Origin of the sequence: Streptomyces sp. NPDC002130 (assembly GCF_040296465.1) — a bacterium.
Taxonomy (GTDB): Bacteria; Actinomycetota; Actinomycetes; order Streptomycetales; family Streptomycetaceae; genus Streptomyces.
The window spans coordinates 1-2,613 of sequence record NZ_JBEOXI010000529.1; the positions used below are offsets into that span (position 1 = coordinate 1).

General features: G+C 70.2%; 2 protein-coding genes and 1 pseudogene. All 3 read right to left on the reverse strand.

Translation table 11 applies throughout. The annotated features are described in order from the left end of the window. Positions 1–111 precede the first annotated feature (111 nt). Positions 112–777 (reverse strand): hypothetical protein, encoded by a 666-nt coding sequence (locus tag ABT116_RS42275; RefSeq protein ID WP_351645784.1) that lies wholly within the window; start codon positions 775–777, stop codon positions 112–114. A 289-nt stretch (positions 778–1,066) separates the two neighbouring features. Then, positions 1,067–2,170 carry a peptide chain release factor 2 gene (gene prfB, locus ABT116_RS42280; RefSeq protein ID WP_351645789.1) on the reverse strand — a complete coding sequence of 368 codons (1,104 nt, stop codon included), beginning with the start codon at positions 2,168–2,170 and terminating at the stop codon, positions 1,067–1,069. A gap of 58 nt (positions 2,171–2,228) precedes the next feature. Then, positions 2,229–2,528 (reverse strand): annotated as a pseudogene (locus tag ABT116_RS42285) (serine/threonine protein kinase); the annotation flags it as partial. Between the last annotated feature and the right edge of the window lie 85 nt (positions 2,529–2,613).

The window sequence follows — 2,613 nt, forward strand, 5'->3', positions numbered from 1 at the left end:
GCGACATCGCGGGCCGCGCCGGGATGAGCCCGGCCGCGCTCTACATCCACTACAAGACCAAGCAAGAACTGCTGCACCGCATCAGCACGGTCCGTACGGACGCGGCTACCGTCAGGCGGCAGCGCCGCCGCGGCCGCCCACGAGGCGGGGCAGCAGACGGAAGCCGACACCGCCGGCGATCATCGTGGCGGCGCCGATCACCAGGAAGGTGGTCTGCGCGGCACCCGTCTCGGCGAGCTCCTGGCCGTTGCCCTGGGCCTGGGCCTGCGGGGCCGGGGTGGAGTCCGAGCCGATGTCGGTGAGGGAGGAGGAACCCTCCTCCTGCGGCGAGGTGCCGCCGTCGGGGTCGGCGTTGTTGCCGCCGCCGTTGCCGCCACCGTTGCCGTTGCCGTTGCCGTTGCCGTTGCCGTTGCCGTTGCCGCCACCGTTGCCGCCGCCGGTGCCGTTCCCGTTGCCCGGGTCGCTCGGGACGTCCGTCGGGTCCTCGGTCGGCTCGGTGGGCTCGTCCGTCGGCTCGGTCGGCTCGACGGTCGGCTCCTCGGTCGACGGCGGGTCCGTCGGGAGGTCCGTGGGCGGGTCCGTCGGGAGCTCGGTCGGCGGGTCGGTCGGAGCGTCGTCGCCCGTGCTCACGCCGACACCGACACTGGTGTCGCCGAGGCCGACGCTCACGCCCAGGTCGAGAGCGGATGCCGCACCGGCGGCGGTCAGCGAGGCACCGGCCGCGATCACGGCACCGGCGGCTATCCGCGCGACACGAATCCGCGTCTTCTTCGTCATGTGGTTGCTACCCCCAGTAGCTCATCGTCATTAGGCAGCGCTCGGGGCTGTGCTCGACGGGGACAACTGCGGTGAAAGGCGCCCCGGTTCACATGCGCCCCAGAGACACGCATGCCGCGCTTTACCCTTCCCATTTTTCAAGAACACGTCAAGGCCGTTTGCGGCCGCCATGTCCAACTACGGGGGCTATGCCGGGAGTATGAGGGCGTGAGTGTGATGTAAAACCCGGACATGGGGCACGGAAAAGGCAACTGCCGCCCTGATGGCGGCAGTTGCCTTGTCGATAAACTTACTTCTCCTGCTGCTTGCGCCAGCGAATTCCGGCCTCGATGAAGCCGTCGATCTCGCCGTTGAACACAGCCTCGGGGTTGCCGACCTCGAACTCGGTGCGCAGGTCCTTGACCATCTGGTACGGGTGCAGGACGTAGGAACGCATCTGGTTGCCCCAGGAACTGCCGCCGTCCTTGAGGGCGTCCATCTTGGCCCGCTCCTCCTGGCGCTGCCGCTCCAGCAGCTTCGCCTGGAGCACGTTCATGGCGGTCGCCTTGTTCTGGATCTGCGAGCGCTCGTTCTGGCAGGAGACGACGATGCCGGTGGGGATGTGGGTGAGCCGCACCGCGGAGTCGGTGGTGTTGACGCCCTGGCCGCCGGGGCCGGACGAGCGGTACACGTCCACGCGCAGTTCGGACTCGTCGATCTCGATGTGGTCGGTCTGCTCGACGACGGGCAGGATCTCGACGCCCGCGAAGGACGTCTGCCGCCGGCCCTGGTTGTCGAAGGGCGAGATGCGCACGAGCCGGTGCGTGCCCTGCTCGACGGAGAGCGTGCCGTAGGCGTAGGGCGCCTGGACGGCGAAGGTGGTCGACTTGATGCCGGCCTCCTCCGCGTACGAGGTCTCGTAGATCTCGGTCTTGTAGCCGCGCTGCTCGGCCCACCGCAGGTACATGCGCTGGAGCTTCTCGGCGAAGTCGGCGGCGTCGACGCCACCGGCCTCGGCACGGATGTTCACCAGCGCCTCACGGGAGTCGTACTCGCCGGACAGGAGGGTGCGGACCTCCATCTCGTCCAGCGCCTTCTTCACGGCCGTGAGCTCGGACTCGGCCTCGGCGCGGGTGTCCGGGTCGTCCTCCTCCTCGGCCATCTCGAAGAGGACGCCCAGGTCGTCGATGCGACCGCGCAGGGCTTCGGCCTTGCGCACCTCGGCCTGGAGGTGGGACAGCTTGCTGGTGATCTTCTGCGCCTCATCGGGGTCGTCCCAGAGGGACGGCGCGGCCGCCTGCTCCTCGAGCACGGCGATGTCTGCCCTCATCTTGTCGAGGTCCAGAACGGCCTCGATCGACTCCATGGTCGAGGAGAGGGACTTGAGCTCTTCGGATACGTCGACGACTGCCACGCCCTCCAGCGTAACGGCTCCGCCCGGCGGCCATCGCCGGGCGGGCGGAGCAGGCGGCTCAGGGGGTCTGCGGTGCCGAGTTCTGCGTGTCCTGGGGAGGGGCGCTTCCGTCGTCGTCCGACGTGGTCAGCCAGGCTCCGACGCCGATCGCCGCCGCGAGGGCGACCGCGCCCGCTCCCAGGGCCACCCGGCGGCGCCGGGTCGCGGCACGGTTGCGGGCCGAGCCGGGGCGGGGGGCACCGGCGGTGCGCGGCGCCCGGGCCGTGCCGTGGGCGCCGCCGGCCAGCTCGTCGGGGGCGGGGACGCGCATCGAGGTGTGGGTGTCCCGGTTGGAGTCGGTGGGCTTCGGCGTCACCGGGCCACCCTGTGTGTCGCTCGCACGCGTCATAGCCACCCCCGTCGTCCTGCCGCATCCAACGCGCGACGGCCCTGAGATCGTTCCG